The sequence below is a fragment of the Streptomyces sp. NRRL S-646 genome (assembly GCF_000720765.1).
GTDB lineage: Bacteria > Actinomycetota > Actinomycetes > Streptomycetales > Streptomycetaceae > Streptomyces.
Window position 1 is genome coordinate 396,803 of sequence record NZ_JODC01000011.1, and the last position, 23,280, is coordinate 420,082.

Genomic DNA, 23,280 nt, shown 5'->3' on the forward strand with positions numbered 1-23,280 from the left:
GGAGCCCCTTTTGTATGGACCCGGTGCTCGCCGGCTCTGTTCAGCCCAACAGGCCGCCCACCAGGCCCGGGTCACCGGAGGAGGAGCCGCCGGAGCCTGTGCCGCCGTCTCCGCCGCCGGAGGTGGGGCCGGAGCTGGTGCTGGGGGCGCCGCCGGACGGCGAGGAGTGCTGGGGCGGGGTGCGGCCCGCGGTGCCCTGGGTCTGGCTGGGCGTGCCGCCCGTCGCGGTGGCGCCCGGCGTGGTCGCCGCGCCGGAAGGCGTGGAACCGGCGGTGGCGCCGTGGGTCGGCGTGTTCGAGGCCGAGGGCGACTGGCTGTGCCGCTTGTGCGGCGCCTGCGGGAGCGGGGATCCCGGCAGTTCGTTGCGTGGGGCCTCGCCGGGACCGGGGACGATCACGCGGTCGGCGTCACGGACCGCACCGCCGAGCAGCGAGCCGACGAGCAGGGTGAGGCCGGTCACGATCGCCGTGATGAGGGCGCCGCGGCGCAGGACGTACGCGCGCAGGTCCCAGATGTCGGAGCAGGGTCCCAGGCGCCGCCAGGCGCTGCCGGCGAGGCGGCCGTCGACGGAGTAGACGGGGGCGCCGGCGATGATCAGCGGGGACCAGGCGGCGAGGTAGATGATGTCGGGGGCGTCGTAGGCGGGAACGGTCTTCCAGCTGACGGTGACGATCAGCGCGGCCGACAGCAGCGCGCCGAAGACGGCGGCGACCCGCTGCCAGCAGCCCAGGACCGTGAGCACGCCCACGACGACCTGTGCGAAGGCGATGACGAGTCCGGAGCCGACCGGGTGCTGCAGGGCGAACTGCCGCAGCGGCTCGGCGACTTCCCAGGGGTGCAGGGTGTTGAGCCACTTGACCATGGAGCCGCGCTTGCCGCCGTCGAAGTAGACGGGGTCGCACAGCTTGCCCATGCCTGCGTAGATGGAGATGAAGCCGAGGAAGATGCGCAGGGGCAGGAGGACGACGCCGAGGTTCATACGGCGGCCCGGGTAGTAGGCGTGCCGTGCCGGGTCGACGCCCTGGCGCCTGGCGGGCCGGTCGGCGTCCTCCTCGTCGAATTCGCCGAACTCGTCGGAGTCGTCGAACCCCTCGGGGTCGTCGAACTCGCCCGTCTCGTCGAAGTCCTCGAACTCCTGGGCGCCGTAGGCGTGTTCCTCGTCGTATCCGCTGCCGGCGGTGCGCATGCCGGGGAGGAGGCGGGTGCCGACGATGTCGTCGACGGGGCGGCCGCGCTGGGCTCCGACGATCGGGGTCTCTACGGTCTGTTCCAGCTCGTCGTAGGCCTCGTCGTAGCCGCCGACCTCCACGCGCGGGATGACCTGGGTGGCTCCTGCGTCGACGGACGGGTCGTCGCCGTGCCGGATGCTGCCTCCGCGCACGGCTTGGAGCAGGCGGTGCGCGCCGGTGTCGTCGGGGGCCGACCTGCCGCTCCAGACGACCGGCCGGCGGCGGGCGCCCGCGCCCGCTCTGCCCGCGGCGGTACCGGCGACGGGCGTGCGGGCGGCGTCCTGGGAGGCGGTCAAATGCCGTGCGATCCGCGGCGATCGGGTACGGGCCGAGGCGCCGAGCTGCACGCGGAAGCTCGCATGATTGACGATGACCTGCGCCGGGTCGCTCGGCACCTTCACCATGCTCAGCGCGGGAGCGTCATCGAATCCCGACGGGCCGTCCCCCGGGGGCGTGCGGGGTGTTCTGGTGTCCACACTCATCTAACCGAGTGACGTGTGGTTAGGACACTGCTTTGACCCGCCGGATGTGTCCGGATCGCGTCAACGTTGTCCGGGACGCCCAGATTGACCCGTACGAGTGATGGTGCGGACGCGTGTTCAGTCGCGCCGCCTGGCCGCCTCGGCCCCTCTCGTCTGCCGCCCTCGCACGCTACGCGGCTTCGAGACGGCTGCGCCGGCCTCCGACCGGCGGGCTCCGCCTGCCTACGCCGACTCCCGTCAGACCCGCCGCCGAGCCGCCTCGTACAGCACGATCCCGGCCGCCACACCGGCGTTCAGCGATTCGGCGCCGCCCGGCATCGGAATCCGCACCCGGAAGTCGCACGTTTCGCCGACGAGCCGGGACAGGCCCTTGCCCTCGCTGCCGACCACGATCACGACGGGGCCCTGCAGGGCCTCCAGTTCGCCGATCTCGTGCTCCCCGTCGGCGGCCAGACCGACAACCACGATGCCCTGCTTCTTGTACGCCTCCAGGGCGCGGGTCAGGTTGGTGGCGCGGGCGACGGGCGTACGGGCCGCCGTACCGGCCGACGTCTTCCAGGCGCCGGCGGTCATGCCGGCCGCGCGCCGCTCGGGCACGACGACCCCGTGGCCGCCGAAGGCGGAGACGGAGCGGACGACGGCGCCGAGGTTGCGCGGGTCGGTCACGCCGTCGAGCGCGACGATCAGCGGGTCCTCACCGTCGTCGTAGGCGGCGCTCGCCAGGTCCTCGGGGTGGGCGTACTCGTACGGCGGGACCTGGAGGACGAGCCCCTGGTGGTTGAGGCCGTTGGTCATGCGGTCGAGCTCGGGGCGGGGGGCCTCCATGAGGTTGATCCCGCCGCGCTCGGCAGCGAGCTGGAGGGCCTCGCGGACGCGCTCGTCGTTGTCGATGAACTGCTGGACGTAGAGAGTCGAGGCCGGTACGCCCTCGCGCAGCGCCTCGACCACCGGGTTGCGGCCCACGACCAGTTCGGACGACGACTTGCCGCCGCGGCCGCGCGGCACAGGACGGCGCTGCGTCTGCTTGGCCTTGACGGTCGCGATGCGGTTCTTCTTGTGCCCCTTGCGCATCTCGGCGGGCGGGGTCGGGCCCTTGCCTTCCAGGCCCTTGCGCCGCTGGCCGCCACTGCCGACCTGCGCGCCCTTCTTGCCGGACATGCGGCGGTTGTTGGCTGCCATGACCTACCTGTCTGCTCTCGAAAGGGTGAAGCGTGCGTTCGTACGTCTATGAAGTGTGCCGCCCGGACGGCCGGGCGGCACAATCGATCTTCAGATCAGCTGCAGGGCTCAGCGCGGGCCGAGGCTCCAGCGCGGACCCTGCGGGCCGTCCTCGATGGCCAGACCCGACTGGTTGAGCTGGTCGCGGATGGCGTCCGCGGTGGCCCAGTCCTTGCGACCGCGGGCCGCCTCGCGCTGGTCGAGGACCAGGCGCACGAGGCTGTCGACCACGCCGTGCAGGTCATCGCCGCGGTCGGTCTCGCCTGCCCAGTGCTCGTCGAGCGGGTCGAGTCCCAGGACGCCGAGCATGGCGCGCACCTCTGAGAGGCGGGCCACGGCGGCTTCCTTGTCGTCGGCGGCCAGGGCGGAGTTGCCCTGCCGGACCGTCGTGTGCACGATCGCGAGAGCCTGGGGCACGCCCAGGTCGTCGTCCATCGCCTCGGCGAAGGCGGGCGGCAACTCGGCGGACGGCTCGACGGGGCCGGCCTTCTCCACCACCCGCTGCACGAAGCCCTCGATGCGCGCGAACGCCGACTCGGCCTCGCGCAGCGACTCCTCGCTGTACTCGATCATCGAGCGGTAGTGCGGGGTGCCGAGGTAGTAGCGCAGCACGATCGGCCGCCAGGTCTTGACCATCTCGGAGACGAGGACGCTGTTGCCCAGCGACTTCGACATCTTGTCGCCCGCCATGGTCACCCAGGCGTTGTGCACCCAGTACCGCGCGAACTCGTCACCGAAGGCCTTGGCCTGGGCGATCTCGTTCTCGTGGTGCGGGAAGATCAGGTCGAGGCCACCGCCGTGGATGTCGAAGGCGCTGCCCAGGTACTTGTGCGCCATCGCCGAGCACTCCAGGTGCCAGCCGGGACGACCGCGGCCCCACGGCGTCGCCCAGGTCGGCTCGCCCGGCTTGGCCGTCTTCCACATCGCGAAGTCACGCGGGTCGCGCTTGCCGGTCTCACCCACGCCCGAGGGCTGCTGGAGGTTGTCGAGTTCCTGCCGGGACAGCTCCAGGTAGCCCGGGAAGGAGCGCACGTCGAAGTAGACGTTGCCGTCGGCCTCGTACGCGTGTCCGCGCTCGATGAGGCCCTGCATCATCTCGACCATCTCGGTGACATGGCCGGTCGCCCGCGGTTCGTACGTCGGCGGGAGGCAGCCCAGCGCGGTGTAACCGTCGTTGAACGCGCGCTCGTTCTCGTAACCGATCGACCACCACGGACGGTTCTGCTCGGCAGCCTTCGCGATGATCTTGTCGTCGATGTCCGTGACGTTCCTGATGAACGTCACGTCGTAGCCGCGGTACTCGAACCAGCGGCGCATGATGTCGAAGTTGAGGCCCGAGCGGATGTGCCCGATGTGCGGGGCCGCCTGCACGGTGGCACCACAGAGGTAGATCGAGACACAGCCCGCTGTGAGCGGGACGAAGTCACGGATCTGCCGGGCGTTGGTGTCGTACAGGCGAATGGTCACCACTCCAGGGTAGTGGTCGCAAGGGAGTGCCTTGCGACCCTTCCGCGCAAGGGGGACGGATTCGTGACGTTCACCCCCGGTCGGCCCGCACCACCAGCGCCGTCGCCACCGCCATCAGGCCCTCTTCCCGGCCCGGGAACCCGAGACCGTCCGTCGTGGCGCCCGACACCGACACCGGTGCTCCCGCCGCCTCCGACAGCAGCTTCTGCGCCTCGTCGCGGCGCTTGCCGATCTTCGGGCGGGGGCCCACCACCTGTACGGCGATGTTGCCGATGCGGAAGCCCGCCTCGCGGACGATGCGGGCGGCCTCCGTGAGGAGGGTGACGCCGGAGGCGCCCGACCATTCGGGGCGGCCCGTACCGAAGTGCTGTCCGAGGTCGCCGAGGCCGGCGGCGGAGAAGAGCGCGTTGCAGGCGGCGTGTGCGACGACGTCCGCGTCGGAGTGGCCGGCCAGCCCGGGGCCCTCGCCCTCCCACTTCAGGCCCGCGCACCACAGCTCGCGGCCCTCCTCGAAGGCGTGGATGTCGGTGCCGATGCCGACCTGGGGCAGCGGCCCGTCGAAGGGGTCAGAAGCCATCGTTCAGCCTCCTGCGGGCCAGGACCGCCTCTGCCAGGACCAGGTCCAGCGGGCGCGTGACCTTGAAGGCCTCCTCGTGGCCGGGTACGACCACGACCTGGAGGCCCAGCTGCTCGATCATGCCGGCGTCGTCGGTGACGTCGTCGGTGACGGTCTCGTGCGCGTGGATGAGCGTGGCCCGTTCGAAGCCCTGGGGGGTCTGCACGGCGCGGAGGCGGGAGCGCTCCGGGGTGGCCACCACCGGCTCCGGGTCGCCGGGTGTCGCCGCCGGCTCGACCTCCTTGACGGTGTCGGCGAGGGGCAGTGCGGGCACGACGGCCGGCGCACCTTCCCGTACCGCCTCGATCACGGCGTCCACCGTGTCCACCGGAACCAGTGGCCGTGCCGCGTCGTGCACCAGCACGATGTCGTAGTCGGGCGGCAGGGCGTCGAGGCCGAGTTTCACGGACTCCTGGCGCGAGTCGCCGCCCGGGACGACGAGGAAGTCGGTCCGCTCGGGCAGCGCATGGGCGTCGAGAAGCGACTTGACCTCGGGCGCGCCGTCGGGCGGGGCCACGACGACGACCAGGGAGACCGCGCGGGACGCGGCCATCGCACGCACCGCATGAATGAGCATGGGGGTGCCGCCCAGCGCGCGGAGCGCCTTGGGGGCGCCCGGACCGAGGCGTACGCCCCGTCCGGCGGCCGGAATCACCGCAGCCGTGCGGGTTCCGGCGAGCGAAGGGCGCGAATCGTCAGACATCGGTTCCTGTCAGGTTTGTGTGCTGGCCTTGCGTGGGTATGGCCTGGGAAGTGCCGGGCGCGACGCCTTGACCGGACCCTTCCGTGACACTGGTCGAGCCAGCTGCCCGGGCCCGGCACGCCAAGTATCACGGGGGAACCTCCCCGTCAGTGACGACGTATGCAAGGCGCACCTGGGTATGAACATGCCGCAGCGCCCGGCGACAGAAAATAGTCATCGGGCACCGCGGCATTTCAATGTACTGAGTGCTGAAGCGGGCTTGCGCCTGCTGTCAGGTTCAGGACGCGAGAACCTCGTCGAGCAGGGCCTCGGCCTTGTCCTCGTTCGTGTTCTCCGCGAGGGCGAGCTCGCTCACCAGGATCTGGCGGGCCTTGGCGAGCATCCGCTTCTCACCCGCGGACAGTCCGCGCTCACGCTCACGACGCCACAGGTCACGCACTACTTCCGCGACCTTGATGACATCGCCGGAGGCGAGCTTCTCCAGGTTTGCCTTGTAACGACGGGACCAGTTCGTGGGCTCCTCGGCATACGGCGCGCGCAGCACCTCGAAGACCCGGTCCAGCCCGTCCTGACCGACCACATCACGCACGCCGACGAACTCCGCATTGTCCGCTGGCACACGTACCGTCAGGTCACCCTGGGCGACCTTCAGCACCAAGTAGGTCTTGTCCACGCCTTTGATCTGGCGAGTTTCGATGGCCTCGATCAGCGCGGCCCCGTGATGGGGATAGACCACGGTGTCGCCAACCTTGAACGTCATGTGACAGGTACCCCTTCCGTGGCTATCCAGAGTAACACGGAAACCGCGGGTTCTGAATGGCGTTTTCGCAGGTCAGGGCATATCTCGGGGCTTGACAACAGCAACAGGAACGTGCTGCGCGGCCCGAGCGGAAGAAGGTATTCGCAGGTCGGAGCGGCTGTCCGGGGGAGGTGAAACGCGTACGTTACTCACATCCGGAGGCCCCTCCAAGCGGAGGAACATCCACATATGTCCGGTTCCAAGTGTGCGACTTCCGCTACTCCGTTCGGTGCCAGGAGCAGCTTCCGCGTCGATTCCGGAATTGATCACAGGCACCCGACTACGTGGCCTGTTGTTCTGTGGCTTGTTCCGCGTCGTGATCAATTCCGGGGGCGGTCGCGCATTCCTTCACGGAAATTTTGCGCCCCGCCGGACGGGGTATGCCGGAGGGACTTATGTGAATGCCGGACGGGCCTGGGCTACCCCCTGTGGACTACTCCCTGGTGAGCCATGCCGGGGCCAGAGGGAGGGTCGGGTGCGGCGACCCGGGAACGGCTCGGTAACCTAAGGCCGCTGACAGACACTTAGGGCGGCTTTATGAGTCGCCACGCTCGAGTCAAGGAGTTGCCGCCGCCGTGAGCAGCAGCCTTCGACGCGGCGCACTCGCCGCCGCCGCCATCGCGTTCTCGATCGCCTCGCTCGCCGCGTGCGGCGCGGGCGGCGATGCCCAGACGTTGGAGGTCAAGCCGGACAACGCGGCGGCCAAGGTCGGGAACCTCAAGGTCCAGAACGTCACCATCATCACGCAGCCCGATGTCCGGGCGGCCGGTCCGGCGGTGATCGCGGCCACCCTCTTCAACAACGGTGCCACCGCGCAGACCGTGGACTCGATCACCCTCCCCAACGTCAACCAGACCGCCGAACTCAAGCCGGCCAAGGGCAACGGCAAGATCGTCGTCCCGGCGCACGGATCCGTGGTGCTCGGCGGCAAGGGCAACGCCAGCGCCGTACTGCCCAACGGGCGCCAGGCCGTCCAGGACGCCAGCGTCCGCAAGGTCACCTTCACCTTCAGCGAGACCGGTGCGGTGAGCCTGCGCGCCTTCGTGGTCCCGGCCGAGAGCTACTTCAAGAAGTGGGGTCCGAGCGAGGTCCCGACGGGCGTCCCCAGCCCCACGCCGAGCAAGAGCACGACGGCGTCCCCGAACCCGTCCACCTCGGCGTCGAAGCCGTCCACCTCGGCAACCCCGACCGACGCGGCCTCCGCGAGCGTGTCGGCGTCGCAGCCGGCCGCCGGGCACTGAGTCACTCGTACGACGAAGGGCGGGACCTCTCCAGGAGGTGCCGCCCTTCGTCGTAAGGCCCGGTGGTCGGCCTACGGCTCGAACTTGTAACCGAGGCCGCGGACCGTCACCAGGTACCGGGGCGCGCCCGGGTCCGGCTCGATCTTGGCGCGCAGGCGCTTGACGTGGACGTCCAGGGTCTTGGTGTCGCCGACGTAGTCGGCGCCCCAGACCCGGTCGATGAGCTGCATGCGGGTCAGTACGCGGCCTGCGTTGCGCAGGAGCATCTCCAGGAGGTCGAACTCCTTGAGGGGGAGGTCGACCTTGGAGCCGGAGACCGTGACCACATGGCGGTCCACGTCCATGCGGACCGGGCCGGCCTCCAGGGCGGCCGGGGTGACCTCCTCGGGCTCGCCGCGGCGGCGCAGGACGGCCCGGATGCGGGCGACCAGCTCGCGCGAGGAGAACGGCTTGGTGACATAGTCATCGGCTCCTATTTCCAGGCCGACCACCTTGTCGATCTCGCTGTCCTTGGCGGTCACCATGATGACGGGGACGTTGGAGCGGCCGCGCAGCTGACGGCAGACTTCGGTGCCGGGCAGGCCCGGCAGCATCAGGTCGAGGAGGACGAGGTCGGCGCCGTTGCGCTCGAACTCGTCGAGTCCGTCGGGGCCCGTGGTCGCCACTGCGACCTCGAAGCCCTCTTTGCGGAGCATGTACGACAGGGCGTCGGAGAAGGACTCCTCGTCCTCGACGACGAGCACACGGGTCACGGAAGGACCTCCGGGGCGGGAAGCGGTTCGTACGGGGATGACTGGGGGGTGCTTTGGTCGGCCTCGTCGTCGAGATCGTCCAGGTCGGGGTGTTGGTTCGCGCGGTCGCGGGCAACCCCCGCCTCCGGCAGCCTCAGGGTGAACGTGGAGCCCTGACCCTCGGAGCTCCACACCGTGACCTCCCCGCCGTGCGAGGCGGCCACGTGCTTGACGATCGCGAGTCCCAGGCCCGTGCCGCCGGTGGCACGGGAGCGGGCGGGGTCGACGCGGTAGAAGCGCTCGAAGATGCGCTCCTTGTCCTTGTCGGAGATGCCGATGCCCTGATCGGTCACGGCGACCTCGATGTGGTCGCCGCCGGGTGCGGTCACCCGGCGGGCGGCTATGCCCACGCGGGTGCGGGCGGGCGAGTAGTTGACGGCGTTCTCGACAAGGTTGCCCAGGGCGGCGGCCAGCTGACCCCTGTTGCCCCAGACGTGCAGGTCGGCGGTGCCGCCGGCGGCCATGGTGATCTGCTTGGTGCCGGCCTGGTGGCGGCAGCGGTCGATGGCCTCGGCGACCAGTTCGTCCACGCGGACGGGTTCGGCGTCCTCGAGGGGGTCGTCGTTCTGCACCCGGGACAGGTCGATGAGTTCCTGCACCAGGCTGGTGAGCCGGGTGGCCTCGATCTGCATACGGCCGGCGAAACGCTCCACCGCCTCCGGGTCGTCCGAGGCGTCCATGACGGCCTCGGAGAGGAGGGAGAGAGCGCCGACGGGCGTCTTCAGCTCGTGGCTCACGTTGGCGACGAAGTCGCGTCGTACCGCCTCGATGCGGCGGGCCTCGGTGAGGTCCTCGACCAGCAGGAGCACCAGCCGGGAGCCGAGCGGGGCCACACGCGCGGAGACGGCGAGCGCCTCGCCGCCCCGCCCTGTGCCCCGCCGCGGCAGGTCCAGCTCCACCTGTCGTATCTCCCCGTCCCGCCGGGTGTCCCGGGCCATCTGGAGCATCGGTTCCACTGAGAGCCTGCCGCCGCGGACCAGGCCCAGGGCGTATGCCGCGGAGCTGGCCTTGACGACCGCGTCGGCCTCGTCGAGAACGACGGCCGAGGAGCGGAGCACGGAGAGGACGGTGTCCACACCCGGTGGAAGCACCGGGTCCGTGTGCAGGGAGGTGCGGGTGGGGCGCTTCTGCTCCCGCTCGCTCCAGCGGAACGCCAGCATGGCGATCACGCCGGTGAGCACCCCGGCGATCGCTGCCGCTGCGGCGACCGCCGCGTTCACGTCCATGCAAACAGGTTAGGCATGGGGTACGACATCCCCACAGCCGTCGACGTGCGAGCTCGAACACTCGTCGCCCAGAGTTCACCTTGGAGCCAGTGATGGTTCATTTGGGGTGACGGAAACGGACGCGTACGGGCCGGAACGTGGGAGCGTGGGGTGCGAAGCGCCGTTTCTGGACGACCGGTTTCGGCCGTCCAGACGTACGGGCCCCTGCCCCGGCAGCCCCGAAGGACACGTAAGAGAGGGATCCCTGATGCGGGACGCGTACCACGAGGAACTGGATTCGATCGGCGACGGTCTGGTGGAGATGGCCCGGCTGGTCGGGTCGGCGATCGGGCGCGCCACGACCGCCATCCTCGACTCCGACCTCAAGCTCGCCGAGAGCGTCATCGAGGGCGACCAGAAGGTCGACGGTCTCCAGCACGACCTGGAGGCCCGGGCCATAGCCCTGCTGGCCCGCCAGCAGCCGGTGGCCACGGATCTCCGTATCGTCGTCACCTCGCTCCGTATGTCGGCCGACCTGGAGCGTTCGGGCGACCTGGCGCAGCATGTCGCGAAGCTCGCCCGCCTCCGCTTCCCGGAGCGCGCGATCCCGCACGACCTGCACGCGACCATCCTGGAGATGGGCCAGCTCGCGCAGCGCCTGATGGCGAAGGCGGCCGAGGTGATCATCACCAAGGACGTCGACCTGGCGATGCAGATGGAGTCCGACGACGACGAGATGGACCTGCTGCACCGCACCCTCTTCCAGCACCTGCTGGACGACCGCTGGCAGCACGGCATCGAGACGGCGGTGGACGTCACCCTGCTCGGCCGCTACTACGAGCGGTACGCCGACCACGCGGTGGCCGTCGCCAAGCGCGTGGTGTTCCTGGTGACGGGTGAGCACGCGGACGAGCTGCAGGCCGACATCCAGCCGGAGATCCAGCCGGTGGCCGGGGGCGACGGGGCGTAAGGCCAGGGGATCCCGGGGGGCGTGAACCCCGACGGCAGGGCGTGTGGACGCCACAGTGCGCCGTTGATGCGCCCAGCACGGCGGGCATGCAATGGGCACAGGCACCAGCCTCTAGGCCTCCAGGAGGACCCATGGCCGAAGCGCCGACCACGCCCGACCCGACGCAGGAGCGCGAGACGGACCAGCCCGCCGAGATCAAGAGCCTCCCGCTCTTCGGCGCGTGCGGCTGCGGCTCGGGCTGCGGCTGCGGGTGCCAGTCGGGTAATCCCTGTCAGTGCGGCTGACCGCTCCGGTTGATTCCGTACGACTCGTACGACAGTGAAGGGCCCCGGTGACAGCGCCGGGGCCCTTCGCCATAGGTCGCCCCGGACTGCGTACGAGCGCAGCATGGAAGCAAGGGAAGCGAAGAAGTCGGCGTCGGGAAGATCGGAAGGAGGTGCGATGCCATGGCGCAGTTCATGGACGTACACCACGGGATGAAGGGCATCACGGCCGACCAGCTGCTGCAGGCCCACCAGGCCGACCTCGCCATAGAGAAGGACGAGGGCGTCCACTTCGAAAGGGCCTGGGCGGACCCCGAGTCCGGCACGGTCTACTGCCTCTCGGAGGCCCCCTCGGCGGAGGCGGTCCAGCGCATCCACGAGCGGACGGGTCACAAGGCGGACGAGGTGCATGCGGTGCCGCTGTCGGTCTGACCCCGGCACATCAGCTGCGAACGGCCCCCTGCCTGCGGAAGTACGCGGGCAGGGGGCAGGGGGCAGTAGGGGGCGCACCCGGAAGTGGGCGCGATTCAGTCGCCCTTCTGGGTGAACATGTCGATCAGACCGCGGGCGGTGTCGGCCTCGGAGTCGATCCCGGGCATCTCCCCGCCCTCGAAAGTGGCGGCCTCGGCGCTGCGGGGGAACATGGCCTGCTCGTACTCGGCGACTGCGGCCTCGGTGTCGTCGGGGTGCGAGGCTATGGCCTTGGCGAGTTCGGCGCCGTCGAGCATGGCGAGGTTGGCGCCTTCGCCGTTGGGGGCCTGGAGGTGGGCGGCGTCGCCGAGCAGGGTCACGCCCGGCATCCGGTCCCAGCGGTGCCCGGTCGGCAGGGCATGGATGGAACGTGGAACCGGCGCGGTGTCGCTTTCGGTGATCAGCCCGGTGAGTTCCGGCGCCCAGCCCTCGAACTCCGCCGCGATCCGCGCGGTCGCCGCGGCGGCATCGGTGAAGTCGATGGCGGCGAACCAGTCCAGCGGCTTGGACAGCCCCACGTACATGTGCAGGGTGTCGCCGCTCTCCCGGTGAGCGAAGATGTCCTTGCCCGGCGAGGGCGCGATCATCATCCCGCCGCCGACCGTCTTCGCGGCGGCGGGATGCCGGGTGTCCGCCTCGTACAGGTAGGTCTCGACGAACGACGTGCCGGTGTACGCGGGTGTGGCGTCGGAGAGCAAGGGCCGGACCCGTGACCATGCGCCGTCCGCGCCGACCAGCAGGCTCGTGACCACGGTGGTGCCGTCGGCGAAGGTGACCTCATGTCGGCTGTCGCCGAGGGCTCGTGTGCTGCTGACCTTGTGCCCCCACCGGACGGTGCCGGGCGGGAGCGAATCGATCAGCATCTGCCGCAGCTCGCCGCGCATCGCCTCGGGGCGTCCGCCGTTGCCGTCGTCGTCCTTGTCGAGCAGGACGGTCCCGTCCGGGTCGAGGACCCGCAGCGCCTCGCGGCCCTCCAGGACGATGGCGCGGAACTCGTCCATCAGACCGGCGGCCTGGAGGGCGAGCTGCCCGTTGTAGTCGTGGATGTCGAGCATCCCGCCCTGTGCGCGCGCCGACGGGGAGGCCTCCGCCTCGTAGACGGTGGCCGGGATGCCGTGGACGTGCAGAACGCGGGCCAGCGTGAGACCGCCGAGTCCGGCGCCGATGATCGTGACAGGTGTGTGCATGGTGGCTCCTCAGGGATCGGGCCGCCCGGCGAGCTCCGGCCGGCCCCGTCCCTGGAAGGTGTCAGCCCCCGCCGACGCGCCACCTACATCTGCCCGACAGCCGCCGACGGGTCGCCTACATCCACCCGACAGCGATCGGAGTGGCCCAGAAAATCGAACACATGCTTGAATTCGGTCATGCGACCGTTCCCCGACGACCTCGCCCAGGCGCAGCAGGACTGGAGCGCCACCTACCGCCGGCTCGCCGAGCAACCCGGCCGCACCGAGCTGCGCCGGCGTCTGCACCGGCTGTCGGCCCAGCTGTACTTCCACCCCTACTGGCAGCACCGGCGCCCGAGCCCCGCAGCCTGGCGGGACCTCCGTGACCTGGGCCGATCACACGGGAACGCCAGTGAACGGCTCCCTCGATGACGGGCTGGAATGCAGGCCCGCACATACCGGATGATCCTGAAGACATGTCCGGACCGATTCGCGTGATCGTCCATCCGCCGTCACCCACGGGCGGCCGACGCGTACGCGTGGACGGCGAGATCCTCGGCCTGGCGCACAACGTGGCCGACGTCGCGGAGTTCCTCCGCCGGGCCGGACTGGAGATCGATCCGGCGGACGTGGCGGAGTCGCCGTGGATCGACTGGCGGGGGGTGGGGCCGGAGCACTGGGGCCCGGAGACGTGACGGAAGCTGCGATCACCTGCGGGTCGTCACGGTGCCGGAAGACCTGCGCGACCTAGCCCTTCGCCGACGCCGGTGCCAGCGGTCCGACAGCTCCCCGGTCGCAATGGAAGCAGCCGCCATAGCGGCGCACGACAGCCAGCTCTTGAACTCGTCGATGACCAAGCCGACCAAGCGGATCACGACTGTCGTCAGGGCCCACGAGACAACAGCCCAGGCCACCGCCTTGATCCATCTGCTTCTGCCGCTCATGGGCAACCAGGTGACTGGCCTTCGAACGAGGATCGGGATGCGTCTGCAGGGCGGGATTATCCGCATACAGCCGCTGCGCTCGTCAGCCTCGCGGTGGCCGGCCTCGCGTACTGGATCGGGTTGAACAAGCCCCCTGCCGGCGCAGAGTCCGCAGGCAGGGGGCTTGATCAGTACTGCTTACTTCTTCTTGCCCTGGTTCTTGACCGCCTCGATGGCCGCCGCGGCCGCCTCCGGGTCGAGGTACTTGCCGCCAGGGGTGACCGGCTTGAAGTCGGCGTCGAGCTCGTAGGAGAGCGGGATGCCGGTCGGGATGTTCAGGCCCGCGATGTCCGCGTCCGAGATGCCGTCCAGGTGCTTGACCAGGGCGCGGAGGCTGTTGCCGTGGGCGGCGACGAGGACCGTGCGGCCGGCCAGGAGGTCCGGGACGATGCCGTCGTACCAGTACGGGAGCATGCGAACGACAACGTCCTTCAGGCACTCCGTACGGGGGCGCAGCTCCGGCGGGATCGACGCGTAGCGCGGGTCGTCCGACTGCGAGAACTCCGTGCCGTCCTCAAGCGGGGGCGGCGGGGTGTCGTACGAGCGGCGCCACAGCATGAACTGCTCCTCGCCGAACTCCGCGAGGGTCTGCGCCTTGTCCTTGCCCTGGAGGGCGCCGTAGTGGCGCTCGTTCAGGCGCCAGCTGCGGTGGACCGGGATCCAGTGGCGGTCCGCGGACTCCAGCGCGAGCTGCGCCGTGCGGATCGCGCGCTTCTGGAGGGACGTGTGGACCACGTCGGGGAGAAGGTCGGCGTCCTTCAGGAGCTCGCCACCGCGGACTGCCTCCTTCTCGCCCTTCTCGTTGAGGTTCACGTCCACCCAGCCGGTGAACAGGTTCTTCGCGTTCCACTCGCTCTCGCCGTGGCGGAGGAGGATCAGCTTGTACGGTGCGTCGGCCATGTCCCAGAGCGTAATCCACGCATTCGGGCCACAGGAGGCCCGCCCAGCAGACGGACAGTTGACGGCATCTGTTAATTGAGTGGCCGCACCCCTCCGCTCGTGCGTAAGTTGTGCCTGCTGTCTGCGCCACTTACATGCATGGGGGATCTCGATGTCAGTCGCCAGTCTGAGACGTGCCGCCCGGGAGACCGTCTCCGGACTGCCCCGCGAGTTCTGGTGGCTGTGGACCAGCACCCTCGTCAACCGGCTCGGGGCGTTCGTCGCCACCTTCATGGCTCTGTACCTGACGATCGACCGCGGGTACTCCGCCTCCTACGCCGGTCTCGTCGCGTCCCTGCACGGGCTCGGCGGGGTCGTCTCCTCGCTCGGCGGCGGAGTCATGACCGACCGGCTCGGGCGGCGGCCCACCCTGCTGATCGCCCAGTCCTCGACCGCCGTCTCCGTCGCCCTTCTCGGGTTCGTGCACGATCCCGTCGCCATCGCCGCCGTCGCGTTCCTGGTCGGCATGGCGTCCAACGCCTCCCGGCCCGCCGTCCAGGCGATGATGGCCGACATCGTGCGGCCCGAGGACCGGGTGCGGGCCTTCTCCCTCAACTACTGGGCCATCAACCTCGGCTTCGCCGTCTCATCCATGGCCGCGGGCTTCATCGCCGAGTTCAGCTATCTCGCCGGGTTCCTGATCGAGGCCGGGATGACGGGCCTCTGTGCCGTCGTCGTCTTTCTGAAGCTGCCCGAGTCACGGCCGGTCGCCGGCGTCTCCACGGGGGCGAAGGAGGACGTCGGCCTCGGTGCCGTCGTCCGCGACAAGCGGTACATGGGGGTCGTCGGGCTGTCGTTCCTGGTCGCGCTCGTCTTTCAGCAGGGGGCCGTCGGGTTGCCCGTCGCGATGGGCGAAGCCGGGTTCACTCCCGCCGACTACGGCATGGCCATCGCCGTCAACGGCGTGCTGATCGTCGCGCTGCAGATCCCCGTCACCCGGTTCATCGAGCGCCGGGATCCCCGGCGGCTGCTCGTCGTCTCGTCCCTGCTGGCCGGGTACGGCTTCGGGCTCACCGCCTTCGCCGGGTCGGTCGGCCTCTTCGCGCTGACTGTGTGCGTGTGGACTCTGGGCGAGATGGTCAACGCGCCGACGCAGACCGGGTTGGTCGTTCGGCTGTCGCCTGTGCACGGGCGCGGGCGCTACCAGGGTGTGTACACGTTGTCCTGGTCTCTTGCGGCGCTTGTCGCTCCGCTGATGTCCGGGGTGGTGATCGACCGGTTCGGGGCCGAGTGGTTGTGGGGGATGTGCGCGGTCGTCGGCTCGGCGGCGGCTGTTGGGTACGGCGCCCTGATGCGGCGCATTCCGGCGGCGGAGCCGGCGGCTACGGTTCCGGCTGCCGCCGGGGCGGAAGTCGCGGCGGGGTGAAGGTACGGTGCCTGCCGCCCGGGCCGGGTCAGACTTCGGAGGCGTACGTCACGAAGTCGGCCCAGGCCTGGGGGGCCAGGGCGAGCTGGGGGCCTGCGCCTGTGGTGTGCTTGGAGTCGCGGACGTGGATGGTGCGGGGCGCTACCGCGATCTCGACGCAGGAGTCGCCTTCGCTGCTGCTGCTGTAGCTGCTCTTGGACCAGTCCAGCGCGACTTCGACGCAGGAGTCGGCTTCACTGCTGCTGCTGTAGCTGCTCTTGAACCACGCCAGCTCGGAGGCGTTCCCAGCCGAGGCGTTGCGGATCATGTTTCCCCCAGCAGTTGCTCGATAAAGGCCGTCGACTCACGTGGTGCGAGCGCCTGAGCCCGGATGATGCCATACCGCAGTTCAAGGATACGGAGCTGCTTGGGTTCGGAGACCGGGCGGCCATTGGCCAGGGCAGGCGAACGCCCGACGGCCGCGCCGTCGTCGAACTTCAGCACCTCGATCCCGCCTGCTACTCCGGCATGCTCTTCGAGGTCCATCGGCATCACCTGGATCTCGACGTTCCGCAACTGCCCCACCTCAAGCAGATGTTCGAGCTGCCGACGCATCACCATCTTCCCTCCGAGCGGACGCCGAAGTGTCCACTCTTCATGGATGAAGCTGAGCTCAGGCGAGGGCTCCCGCTCGAAGACGGCCTTTCGGGCCACGCGAGCAGCCACACCCCGCTCCACCACGTCCTGGGTGTAAGCGGGCCGCCGCATCAGGAGCAGCGCCCGCGCATACTCCGGGGTCTGCAACAGGCCGTGGATGCCCAAGGGATCGTAGAGCTGCATCTCGACCGCCCTGGCCTCCAACTGCGCCAAGTCCCGCACCTTCTTCGGGTACCGGACCTTCTTCACGTCCTCCCACGTGGCGGAAATGAGCCCGCCCGCCCCCAGCACCTCGTCGGCCTTGTCCAAATACTCCTGGCGTGGAATCCGCTTCCCCGCCTCGATCTTGTAGACAAGGTCATCGCCGTATCCGATGGCCGTCCCGAAGTCGGGCACGCGCATCCCCACCGCCTCCCGCCGCAGCCTCAACTGCCGCCCCACGGTGGCGATGACGGCCACGCCCCACTCGTCGTCCGGGTCCACCTCCCAACCCGGTTCGTCCGCCTCGGTCCTGAGCCGTACCGACTCGCCGTCCACCGACATCCCGCACCCCTCCGTCGTACGACCGTGCCGCGACGCCCCTACCCGCACGCGCCGTCCCGACAGCTTGGACACACCTGGACAAGCGTTGGACAGTCGCTCTACGCAACCGCGTCGTCACTGTTCACGGTAAACAGATGTGGCCACGCTGAGTGATGTGAATCAAGAAACCGCCGCCTCCGTCCGCAACTTCAGCGTCCTGCTGTCACCGACGCCCCGCGGAGCCCGCCTCGCCCGTCTCCTCGCCACCGAGCAACTCCGCTCCTGGGGGCTGCCGTTGGACCCGGCGGCGCACATCGTGGCCGAGCTGGCGGCGAACGCGGCGACCCACGGCCGCGTACCGGGACGCGACTTCCGCCTCACGCTCTACGTCGTCGGCGGCACCCTCCGTATCGAGGTCACCGACACGCGCGGTGACCGGCCGCCCTGTGCCCAACTCCCCTCCGCCGACTGCGAGTCCGGCCGGGGGCTCGTCCTCGTCGACGCGCTGGCGGACCGCTGGGGCGCCGCACCGGGACCGTACCCGCGTAAGACCGTCTGGGCCGAAGTCGCCCTCCCGGAACCAGTACCGGCACCGGAACCCGACCGCCCGTGCTGCGGTGCGACGGGCGCTCTTTTCCAAGGAACTCCACGTTGAATGCTCCCCTTCCCTGAAGGGAGGGGATTCCTGGCTCAGGCCGCCGGGCGGAACTGCGTTCCGTCCGGTCTTATGCCCTCGGCACCAGCAGGGCTCAAACCCGCCCTGACGAGCATGACACGTGCGGAGTTCTTGTCTCTGGGCGAGACAAGTCCGCAGGCGGTGCAGGTGTAGGTGCGTTCACCCAGCGGGAGTCGGTGCTTGGTTCTCGCACCGCACTGTCCGCAGTCCATCGTGGTGTACGCGGGATGGACCAGCTGCACGATCCTGCCGTGCTTGCGGGCCATGTGGAGCAGGGCCTGCTTCGTGGCGCCGATGGCGGCGTCCGCGGCCTTCTTCGCCATGGTGGACTTGGCCAGGAACTGAGGCTTGAAGTCCTCCACTGCCAAGGCGTCGTGGTCGGCCACGACCTTCTTGGCCCACTTGCGGCCGGTGTCCTGACGCCGGCGGGCGACCTTCTTGTGCGCCTTGGCCCGCAGGTGCTTCGCCACCTGGTAGCCCTTGGAGGCGGCCTGTCCCTTCTTCGGTTTGCGGCGGGCCATCATCCGGTCATAGCGGGACAGCTTCGCCCGGGCCTTCTTGCCGTGCTCGGGGTGCGGCAGATCGTGGGCGTCAGACGTGGTGGTGGCGATTTCTTTCACGCCCCAGTCCACACCGATCACCGCACCGGTCTCCGGCAGCGGCCCGGCCACGGCGGGGACAACGAAGCTCGCGTACCAGTGGCCGAGGCTGTCTTGGTAGACGCGGACACTGGACGGGGCGGCGGGCAGCGGACGCGACCAGACCACGGTGAGTGTCAGGCCGCCCGCCAGGTGCAGCCGTCCGTCGTCTTTCAGCTGGAAGCCGCGCCGGGTGTAGTTCAGCGTCGGGCGCGTCTCGTGCCTCTTCTTGAAGCCGGGCATCCCGGCCCGCTGCCGCACCGGCAGCCGCTCCATGACGTCTTTCAGTGCCTTGGTGCGGGACTTGCCGAAGTCGCGGATGATCTGCTGCTGCGGCACCGAGGAACCCTCCCGCAGCCAGGGCTCGGTCGCGCGGGCCTGGGTGAGCATCTTGTCCAGCTGGGCCGGGCCACACGTCTGCCTGTCCTGCGGATGGGCTGCATTGTGTTGGTGGAGGGCCTTCGACTTGGCCACACACTCGTTCCAGATCCACCGGCACCGGCCCCACTCCGCGCCCAACACCGCCTGGGCACTGGCCGACACCCGCAGCCGGTACGTGAAGCGGGCATACTCCGCCCTCTCACCGCGCGTTGCCGCCCTGGCCGTCATGCCCTCGCCCCCGCCCGCGCCAGTTTTCCGGTACTCCGTGCTCTACTGCAGAGCGACCATACGTACGAGGCCCGCACACCCGCACCCACCTCCCGCCACGATCACCCCCGACAGTGACCACCAGTACACGCGTTCGCCTTCACCCGGCTCCGCCGGCCTCGCGAGCGGCGCTCCGCGTCACCGCCACACGATGCAATTCCTCCCCGGTGCGAACGCCCGGGCATCCTCGCAAGACGTCAGGTGAAAAACCCAACCAAGCCCCACCCCTCCCGCCCGCAGCGCGCACTCACCCTCGCGAGTGAACATCGCCAACTCAGCTGGATTTCGGGCCCGTTGCTTGCCCTAGTCTCGGCGCAACACAACCGCAGACATGCGACGGCCCCCGCCGGGACTGGCATCCCAATGCGAGGGCCTGACCACCGAGGAAGTAGGAGCCCCCCAGGACGCTGCCATGACTGCAGCACTCCCTGAAGGACACCCTGAGCACTCAGGCTGAGCAGCGCACGGAAGCGCCCTCGGGCGGCCACCGGTGTTCTCCGGTGGCCGTCCGAGGGCCGACGCTTCAGCCGTCCAGTGCGCGGATCACGAACGCTGATGCTGAGCACAGAGGCTGTCAGGTGGTTGCTTTGTACAACAGCATGAGGAAGTAGATGGCCGCGGTGTTGGCGATTGTCTGGAAGTTGTACCGGCCGATCGGGGCGGGCGGCTGCACATTCTGATTGTTGAGTCGCTGCTGGAAGTTGTCGCCGATCGCCTGCCAGTTGGTTGTCAGGCCGTCGTCTGCCCAGTCGAAGCTGTATCCCCAGTCGTCGTTCCACCCGTTGATGATCCGGTCGGAGATGGCGTTGAACCGGGCGCCCTCGGCGACAGCTTCAACGAACCACAGGAGCGCTCCGGCCCTGTTGCTGTCTGCTTGGTTCGTGTCGGCGAGCACGTTCGCGTTGTCGCGGGCATAGCGGGTGGCGAATATCGGGCTCGTCTTGGAGTTGCCGGAGAAGTTGGTCAGGCCCTGCGCCGTTGTGCCGTCCGGCAACCTGGTCGTGCCGGCATAGTTGCCCGAGAACGGGAGCTGGACTGCAATCCGCGGGTTCGCCGACGTGGACGGGAGCCAGTTCGCGTCCCGGAGGTCCGCGGTCGCGGTGTAGTGGTAGGTGCTGTCGTTGGGATTGTAGTAGCCCTGCACATACAGGTTGTGGGCGTTCAGGACGAGCCGGGTCAGCAGGTTGGGCCCGTCGAACACGTTGACGAGGAAGTAGTCCTGGGCGTTGGTGTCGGTGGTATACACCGTCCCCGACGAGCCGCTTCCGTAGATCGCCTGCTGCTCGACTCGGCCGCGGACATCTTTGATCATCTGCGCGTAGCCGGACCGGCCTTGGCTGATGTCCCAGGTGACGTCACGCGCGTCATCGATCGCGAAGGCTTTCGCGGCACCGAGGGGGCTGAGCAGGGCCAGGCACAGTGCGAGCAGTACCGCGCCGACGGTAGCTATGGTCATTCTCCTGCGTCGGCCGCGCAGAGGGCTGCCGACTGCGATCTCAGTACTCATGTGCTTCTCCTGATGTGGGATGGCGCACCGTGCCCGCGTTGTCCTGCGCTTGCCCGGACGTGCGGCAGCACGACGTGGCGTGCAGCGCGGACATGGGCGCCATGTGGGGGGCCCGGATCCTCCCTGTGGCGGGTGGGACCCAGGTGATGCACGGCGGTTGCCTCAGCGTGGGGTGCGAGGCGGACCGGCGTCTTGAGCAGTTCCGCTCAAGGTGGACATCTGCTCCCTTCTGTTCGGTTGGGAACGCAACCGACTTTCCGGGGGGCGGGGGTTGTTCAGCGAGCCGAATCGGGGGGCCAATCAAAATTCCGAGCGGCTAATCAACGCGTTTATCACCTGTGTGGAGTTGATTGATCACACTCGGTGGCGGAAATGCCTGGAAAATCCTCCGCCCCACACCGAACGTCACGGTGCGGGGCGGGGAAGAAATCACGGCCCGGCAGTCAGCGCCCGGAAGCCCAGTCGAAAGTCCCCCCGAGCTCGCGAGACTCGGCTGCGCCCGGGTTGAGATTGGCATTGGTGTGGGAGGCAGGACCAAAAACTTCGTCGCTGTCGCCCGCGACCCTGCCCACGTCGTTGGTCGACACGTCGTCAGGGCCGTCGGCGAGGGCCTGGGCCGCGCCTCCGAGCAGGACTGTCCCGGCGAGCGCGATGGCCGCCAGCACGGCAGGTGCACGCATAAGCGTCTCCTTCGGTAGGTGTGTGCTTGCCGGAGGTATGCCGCCAAGCCCCGGTGCCAGAAGCACCGATGTGCACACAAGCACCCGAATGCGGCGCACATGGCGCCACCCGCAGGGACGTAGAAGAAGACATGACAGAGCCCCCCACCTGCGGTTCTCCGCCGGTGGAGGGCTTTGTCGCCGTGGCTGTCGACCGGTGCCGGCGCTGTCAGGTCGCCGGCCGGGCGGTCAGATGCTGGCGTTCACGCCGACCTGGTGCGGGAGGGCACCGAGGGTGCCGCCGAGGGTACCCAGGGCCGTCGCCTTGAGCGAGTCGACCTCGGCGAGGACGTCCGCGGTGCCGAGCGTCGTGGAGCCGACGGTGAGGGAGACCTGCGGGGCCAGGCCGCCGGAGACGGCGTCGAGGTCGGCGTCGGAGATCTCGGCGGTCTGAACCTGGGGAGCGGAGTTCATGGGGAAACTGCCCTTCGCATGGATGTGCCAGAGGGGGAGCGGCCCCGCGGGGGACAGAAGGCGGGGCTCGGTGCAGAGGATCAAACCACGGAGCGTGCCCGGCATCCAGTGCGAAGGCGCCCGGAGCTGGGCTGTTGAAACGGTCTGCCACCGAAGCGTGTGGGCATGCACACGGATTGGGGGCAGCTTCTCTACACCGGGCGCCGCACAGGAAGGCGACAGCTATTGCCCCGGCCGCCGCGAACAGGACAACTCCGCATCAACAGAACCCACTCGCGCCGCGGTTGCGCATTCACTGTGCAGATTCGGTCACGGATGCATCCGCGCCCCTTTCAGCACCTTGTCCACAGCGTTCTTCGGCCCGTGGACCGCCATCCCCACCAGGTCCAGCTCACCCGTCCCCACGGCCCGTACCGCCGCCCGGTTGTCGCGGTCGTTGCCGGTCGTGAAGAGGTCGCTCGTGAAGATCGCCCGAGGGAGCGCCCGGGACAGCGCACGCCCGTGCGCCGCCGTCAGCGTCTCCTTCGTCCCCTCGAAGACCAGTACCGGCTGGCGGAACATCGGCAGGTACCCGACGCCGTCCGCGTCCTCGTACGGCTCGCCGATCACCTCGGGAACCGCCGTCCCCAGGCCGCTGACCAGGAAAGCGGTCACGTTCAGCCGCTGCCAGGGCTCCAGGTCCTCCCGCAGCAGGACGGCGATCTTGGTGTCGAAGCGCATCGGTTCAGTGCTCATGCACCGAGACTGCCGACCGCCGTACGACCCCGTCTTGTACGTTCTTTGCATGGCCGCTCAGCGCCCCCGGCAGGAGGTCTCCGCCTGGCGCCCCCGGATACCCGGTGTCGTGGAGGTCTTCCACGCGCACTTCACCGAGTACGCCTACCCGATGCACGTCCACGAGGCGTGGACACTGCTCATCGTGGACGACGGCGCCGTACGGTACGACCTCGACCGGCACGAGCACGGCACCCCGCACGACACGGTCACCCTCCTCCCGCCGCACGTCCCGCACAACGGCTCCCCCGCCACCCCGCACGGCTTCCGCAAGCGCGTCCTCTATCTCGACGCCACCCACCTGCGCGAGGACCTCATCGGGGCCGCCGTCGACCAGCCGGACCTGCGCGATCCCGTGCTGCGGCGGCGCGTCGGCCAGTTGCACACCGCCCTCGCGCACGCCGGGGACGAGCTGGAGGCCGAGAGCAGGCTGACGTTCATCGGGGAGCGGCTGCGGTCCCAGCTGCGGCCGAACGCCGGCGCCGAGATCCCCCGGCCCGATCCCGCCCTCGCCCGCCGCCTGCGCGAACTCCTCGACGAGCGTGTCGTCGACGGCCTCACCCTCGACGAGGCCGCGCGGCTCGTCCACGCCCATCCCGCCCACCTGGTACGGGCGTTCAGCACCGCGTACGGCATCGCACCGCACCAGTACCTGAACTCCCGCCGCGTCGACCGCGCCCGGCGGCTTCTCCTCGACGGCCGGTCGCCGGGGGAGGTCGCGTCCGCCACCGGGTTCTTCGACCAGTCCCATCTCACCCGGCATTTCCGGAAGTTGGTGGGGGTGACCCCGGGGCGTTATGCGAAGAAGGTGTGACAAGGACACCCTTGCGAGGCCCG

Annotated in this window: 26 protein-coding genes; 9 read left to right on the plus strand and 17 right to left on the minus strand. The window is 69.4% G+C overall.

The window, feature by feature from the left end; translation table 11 throughout:
• Window positions 1-40: 40 nt before the first annotated feature.
• The 6 genes from IH68_RS0130530 to IH68_RS0130555 form a co-directional block, all read right to left on the minus strand.
• Window positions 41-1,711 (minus strand): DoxX family membrane protein, encoded by a 1,671-nt coding sequence (locus IH68_RS0130530; RefSeq protein WP_030941408.1) that lies wholly within the window; start codon window positions 1,709-1,711, stop codon window positions 41-43.
• 237 nt (window positions 1,712-1,948) lie between these two features.
• Window positions 1,949-2,890, minus strand: coding sequence for a 23S rRNA (guanosine(2251)-2'-O)-methyltransferase RlmB (gene rlmB / locus IH68_RS0130535; RefSeq protein WP_030941409.1), 942 nt, complete (start codon window positions 2,888-2,890; stop codon window positions 1,949-1,951).
• A 108-nt stretch (window positions 2,891-2,998) separates the two neighbouring features.
• The gene (gene cysS, locus IH68_RS0130540; RefSeq protein WP_030941411.1) at window positions 2,999-4,396 is read right to left on the minus strand and encodes a cysteine--tRNA ligase; all 1,398 of its coding nucleotides are present in this window, start codon (window positions 4,394-4,396) and stop codon (window positions 2,999-3,001) included.
• Between the two features lie 70 nt (window positions 4,397-4,466).
• Entirely contained in the window at window positions 4,467-4,973 is a 507-nt protein-coding gene (ispF, locus tag IH68_RS0130545; RefSeq protein ID WP_030941412.1) for a 2-C-methyl-D-erythritol 2,4-cyclodiphosphate synthase, read from the minus strand.
• On the minus strand, window positions 4,963-5,715 hold the full coding sequence (ispD, locus tag IH68_RS0130550; protein ID WP_030941414.1) for a 2-C-methyl-D-erythritol 4-phosphate cytidylyltransferase: 753 nt from the start codon (window positions 5,713-5,715) through the stop codon (window positions 4,963-4,965). Before ispD ends, ispF begins: the two co-directional genes overlap by 11 nt.
• A 277-nt stretch (window positions 5,716-5,992) precedes the next feature.
• Window positions 5,993-6,475 carry a CarD family transcriptional regulator gene (locus IH68_RS0130555; protein WP_003953493.1) on the minus strand — a complete coding sequence of 161 codons (483 nt, stop codon included), beginning with the start codon at window positions 6,473-6,475 and terminating at the stop codon, window positions 5,993-5,995.
• 614 nt (window positions 6,476-7,089) lie between these two features.
• Between IH68_RS0130555 and IH68_RS0130560 the strand changes: the two genes are divergently transcribed.
• Complete coding sequence (locus IH68_RS0130560) at window positions 7,090-7,755, plus strand: hypothetical protein (protein ID WP_030941416.1); 666 nt, start codon at window positions 7,090-7,092, stop codon at window positions 7,753-7,755.
• A 71-nt stretch (window positions 7,756-7,826) separates the two neighbouring features.
• Here IH68_RS0130560 and IH68_RS0130565 read toward each other — a convergent pair whose 3' ends face one another.
• Both IH68_RS0130565 and IH68_RS0130570 read right to left on the minus strand, forming a co-directional pair.
• The gene (locus IH68_RS0130565; RefSeq protein ID WP_015659563.1) at window positions 7,827-8,507 is read right to left on the minus strand and encodes a response regulator transcription factor; all 681 of its coding nucleotides are present in this window, start codon (window positions 8,505-8,507) and stop codon (window positions 7,827-7,829) included.
• Entirely contained in the window at window positions 8,504-9,772 is a 1,269-nt protein-coding gene (locus tag IH68_RS0130570; protein WP_030941418.1) for a sensor histidine kinase, read from the minus strand. The genes IH68_RS0130565 and IH68_RS0130570 overlap by 4 nt, the downstream gene beginning before the upstream one ends.
• A gap of 247 nt (window positions 9,773-10,019) precedes the next feature.
• Between IH68_RS0130570 and phoU the strand changes: the two genes are divergently transcribed.
• The 3 genes from phoU (at window position 10,020) to IH68_RS0130585 (ending at window position 11,416) form a co-directional block, all read left to right on the plus strand.
• Complete coding sequence (gene phoU / locus IH68_RS0130575) at window positions 10,020-10,721, plus strand: phosphate signaling complex protein PhoU (RefSeq protein ID WP_030941420.1); 702 nt, start codon at window positions 10,020-10,022, stop codon at window positions 10,719-10,721.
• A gap of 131 nt (window positions 10,722-10,852) precedes the next feature.
• Window positions 10,853-11,005, plus strand: a complete 153-nt coding sequence (locus IH68_RS57310) for a hypothetical protein (protein WP_185124092.1) — start codon at window positions 10,853-10,855, stop codon at window positions 11,003-11,005.
• Window positions 11,006-11,167: 162 nt separating this feature from the next.
• A complete protein-coding gene (locus IH68_RS0130585; RefSeq protein ID WP_030941423.1) occupies window positions 11,168-11,416 on the plus strand; it encodes an SCO4226 family nickel-binding protein in 249 nt (82 codons plus the stop codon).
• Between the two features lie 95 nt (window positions 11,417-11,511).
• On the opposite strand, the gene IH68_RS0130590 is transcribed toward IH68_RS0130585, so the two are convergent.
• Window positions 11,512-12,642 (minus strand): FAD-dependent oxidoreductase, encoded by a 1,131-nt coding sequence (locus IH68_RS0130590; RefSeq protein WP_030941425.1) that lies wholly within the window; start codon window positions 12,640-12,642, stop codon window positions 11,512-11,514.
• Window positions 12,643-12,819: 177 nt separating this feature from the next.
• On the opposite strand from IH68_RS0130590, the gene IH68_RS0130595 reads away from it, so the two are divergent.
• Both IH68_RS0130595 and IH68_RS0130600 read left to right on the plus strand, forming a co-directional pair.
• Window positions 12,820-13,053, plus strand: coding sequence for a hypothetical protein (locus tag IH68_RS0130595; protein ID WP_030941427.1), 234 nt, complete (start codon window positions 12,820-12,822; stop codon window positions 13,051-13,053).
• A 44-nt stretch (window positions 13,054-13,097) separates the two neighbouring features.
• A complete protein-coding gene (locus IH68_RS0130600) occupies window positions 13,098-13,316 on the plus strand; it encodes a hypothetical protein (protein ID WP_030941429.1) in 219 nt (72 codons plus the stop codon).
• 426 nt (window positions 13,317-13,742) lie between these two features.
• Here IH68_RS0130600 and IH68_RS0130610 read toward each other — a convergent pair whose 3' ends face one another.
• Window positions 13,743-14,504, minus strand: coding sequence for a phosphoglyceromutase (locus tag IH68_RS0130610; RefSeq protein WP_030941433.1), 762 nt, complete (start codon window positions 14,502-14,504; stop codon window positions 13,743-13,745).
• Window positions 14,505-14,655: 151 nt separating this feature from the next.
• Here IH68_RS0130610 and IH68_RS0130615 point away from each other — a divergent pair, with 151 nt between their 5' ends.
• Window positions 14,656-15,909 carry an MDR family MFS transporter gene (locus tag IH68_RS0130615; protein WP_030941435.1) on the plus strand — a complete coding sequence of 418 codons (1,254 nt, stop codon included), beginning with the start codon at window positions 14,656-14,658 and terminating at the stop codon, window positions 15,907-15,909.
• A gap of 28 nt (window positions 15,910-15,937) precedes the next feature.
• On the opposite strand, the gene IH68_RS0130620 is transcribed toward IH68_RS0130615, so the two are convergent.
• Together IH68_RS0130620 and IH68_RS0130625 are read right to left on the minus strand one after the other, a co-directional pair.
• Window positions 15,938-16,216, minus strand: coding sequence for a DUF397 domain-containing protein (locus tag IH68_RS0130620; protein ID WP_030941442.1), 279 nt, complete (start codon window positions 16,214-16,216; stop codon window positions 15,938-15,940).
• Window positions 16,213-17,088 (minus strand): helix-turn-helix domain-containing protein, encoded by an 876-nt coding sequence (locus IH68_RS0130625; RefSeq protein ID WP_030941444.1) that lies wholly within the window; start codon window positions 17,086-17,088, stop codon window positions 16,213-16,215. Before IH68_RS0130625 ends, IH68_RS0130620 begins: the two co-directional genes overlap by 4 nt.
• A gap of 154 nt (window positions 17,089-17,242) precedes the next feature.
• Here IH68_RS0130625 and IH68_RS0130630 point away from each other — a divergent pair, with 154 nt between their 5' ends.
• Window positions 17,243-17,722: an ATP-binding protein gene (locus tag IH68_RS0130630; protein WP_037885535.1), complete on the plus strand. Its 480-nt coding sequence runs from the start codon at window positions 17,243-17,245 to the stop codon at window positions 17,720-17,722.
• A gap of 35 nt (window positions 17,723-17,757) precedes the next feature.
• Here IH68_RS0130630 and IH68_RS0130635 read toward each other — a convergent pair whose 3' ends face one another.
• The 5 genes from IH68_RS0130635 to IH68_RS0130655 form a co-directional block, all read right to left on the minus strand.
• Complete coding sequence (locus IH68_RS0130635; protein ID WP_030941448.1) at window positions 17,758-18,990, minus strand: RNA-guided endonuclease InsQ/TnpB family protein; 1,233 nt, start codon at window positions 18,988-18,990, stop codon at window positions 17,758-17,760.
• A 613-nt stretch (window positions 18,991-19,603) separates the two neighbouring features.
• Window positions 19,604-20,536 carry a ribosome-inactivating family protein gene (locus IH68_RS0130640; protein ID WP_078912673.1) on the minus strand — a complete coding sequence of 311 codons (933 nt, stop codon included), beginning with the start codon at window positions 20,534-20,536 and terminating at the stop codon, window positions 19,604-19,606.
• A 443-nt stretch (window positions 20,537-20,979) separates the two neighbouring features.
• Window positions 20,980-21,216 carry a hypothetical protein gene (locus tag IH68_RS0130645; protein WP_159403743.1) on the minus strand — a complete coding sequence of 79 codons (237 nt, stop codon included), beginning with the start codon at window positions 21,214-21,216 and terminating at the stop codon, window positions 20,980-20,982.
• A 228-nt stretch (window positions 21,217-21,444) separates the two neighbouring features.
• Entirely contained in the window at window positions 21,445-21,669 is a 225-nt protein-coding gene (locus tag IH68_RS0130650) for a hypothetical protein (protein ID WP_030941454.1), read from the minus strand.
• Between the two features lie 309 nt (window positions 21,670-21,978).
• Window positions 21,979-22,404, minus strand: a complete 426-nt coding sequence (locus tag IH68_RS0130655; protein WP_030941456.1) for a DUF2000 domain-containing protein — start codon at window positions 22,402-22,404, stop codon at window positions 21,979-21,981.
• A gap of 49 nt (window positions 22,405-22,453) precedes the next feature.
• Here IH68_RS0130655 and IH68_RS0130660 point away from each other — a divergent pair, with 49 nt between their 5' ends.
• Window positions 22,454-23,257 carry a helix-turn-helix transcriptional regulator gene (locus IH68_RS0130660; RefSeq protein WP_030941457.1) on the plus strand — a complete coding sequence of 268 codons (804 nt, stop codon included), beginning with the start codon at window positions 22,454-22,456 and terminating at the stop codon, window positions 23,255-23,257.
• The last annotated feature ends 23 nt before the right edge of the window (window positions 23,258-23,280 follow it).